This is a genomic window from Synechococcus sp. R5-12 (genome assembly GCF_047502655.1).
In the GTDB taxonomy this organism is placed as follows: domain Bacteria; phylum Cyanobacteriota; class Cyanobacteriia; order Thermostichales; family Thermostichaceae; genus Thermostichus.
Window position 1 is genome coordinate 1 of the sequence record NZ_JANSIM010000182.1, and the last position, 1694, is coordinate 1694.

The 1694-nt window shown below is 60.9% G+C and carries 2 protein-coding genes; both read right to left on the reverse strand.

Annotated features, from left to right (window positions below; translation table 11 throughout):
- Window positions 1-74: 74 nt before the first annotated feature.
- Complete coding sequence (gene pgsA / locus NW843_RS10115) at window positions 75-593, reverse strand: CDP-diacylglycerol--glycerol-3-phosphate 3-phosphatidyltransferase (RefSeq protein WP_414329287.1); 519 nt, start codon at window positions 591-593, stop codon at window positions 75-77.
- A 78-nt stretch (window positions 594-671) separates the two neighbouring features.
- Window positions 672-1607 carry a nucleoside hydrolase gene (locus tag NW843_RS10120; protein WP_414522866.1) on the reverse strand — a complete coding sequence of 312 codons (936 nt, stop codon included), beginning with the start codon at window positions 1605-1607 and terminating at the stop codon, window positions 672-674.
- Between the last annotated feature and the right edge of the window lie 87 nt (window positions 1608-1694).

Sequence of the window (1694 nt, forward strand, 5' to 3'; positions counted from 1 at the left end):
TCAGTATAGTTGAGCTTATTATTGACTAGAGTCATGCTCCTCTGTCGGCGAGGGGCGGGGGGATCTGACAAGGGCTATGGCCTGCCGGGTGACTGCGCATGATGGGGATGATCGGTGTGCAGGTAGGTCAGGCCCGAGATCAGGGTGAGAACCACCGCCACCCAAAAACAAGGGATCCCTCCCGGCCACCCCAAAATCAGCAAAGCAATGGCCAGGATTTGGGTTACCGTCTTGGCTTTGCCCCAGAAATTGGCACCGCGGATTTGGCTTTGGTTGACCCGCCAGCCGGCGATGGCCAGCTCCCGCCCCACCAGCAAAAACACGCCCCAAGCGGGGATCCGCCCCAGTTCCAGCAGGCCCAGCAGCGGCGCCAACACCAGCAGCTTATCCACCAGAGGATCCAAAAACTTGCCCATATCGGTTACCAAGCCATAACGGCGGGCCAAATGGCCATCCAGCCAATCGGTTGCCGCCGCCAACAGGAACGCCCAGAGGGCCAACCTCTCCCCCAGTGGGGATCGCAGGCTCAGGCCCAGCAAAACAAAAGGGATCCCTGCCAGCCGCAGCAGGGTGACGGCGGTGGGCAGGTTCACCCACTCCAGCTTGGCACGTTGGACGGCGCTGGGATTCTCCACCTTCGGATCTGGCCTCAAGGATCAGAACTATCAGAATTATCGGTAACGGCCCAGGCGCTCGGTGAGCAGGTGGTAAAACCCCTGGGCATCCACCCCAAAAGCCACCTGGACATTGGCAGGGCGACCACTGGATCCCCAGCGATCCACCACCGTCCGGCCCAGGTTCAAGGGGCTAGCCGTTTCCACCTCGACGTAGCAGGGCTTGAGCTCGAACAACTGCGGCTGTAACAGATAGGCAATCACACAAGGGTCGTGCAACGGCCCCCCCGGTAGCCCGTAGCGTTCTACGTCGACCTTACCGTAAAAGGTGAGCATATTGGCCACCGTCTGCCCAACGCGGGTGCCCAGGGCGCGGATGCGCTCAATCCGCTCCGGCGTGCTGAGGACCTGTTGGGTGACGTGCAAGCCCAGCATCACCACCTCCGGGATCCCGGCGCTGAGCACGATCTGGGCGGCGTGGGGATCGGTGAGGATGTTGAACTCGGCTGCCGGGGTAACATTCCCCTCAAAGGCGGATCCCCCCATAAACACCAGCCGCTGGATGCGCTCCACAATCCGGGGCTGCTGCACCAGGGCCACCGCTAAGTTGGTCATCGGGCCTAGCAAAGCCAAAGTAATCGGCTCAGAGGCAGCCATCAGCGTCTCGATGAGATAGGTTACCGCATGCCGGGATCCCAAAGGCATCTGGGGCTCCGGCAGATCTGCCCCATCGATCCCGGTTTTGCCATGCACCTGCTCGGCAGTTTCCAGAGGGCGCAGGAGAGGGCGGGGACAGCCGGCATACACCCCCATCTGCGGCTGACCGGCCAATTCACAGATCTGTCGAGCGTTGCGGCTGGTTTTGTCCAGAGAGACATTGCCGGCCACCGTGGTAATGCCCAGCAATTGCAGCTCTTCTGGCGACGCCATAGCCAGCAGCAGAGCCACCGCATCGTCTTGGCCAGGGTCACAGTCGATGATCAGGGGCACCATAGGGATCTCGGCAGCAGCTCACTCACCCCTAGTTTAGGTTTTTCTGATACATTTACGCTGAACACTGCTGAGCATTACTGCTCAACG

Coding starts and splice junctions, on each gene's coding strand:
- NW843_RS10120 (WP_414522866.1), bottom strand. CDS start 1,607: ATGGTGCCCCTGATCATCGACTGTGACCCTGGCCAAGACGATGCGGTG.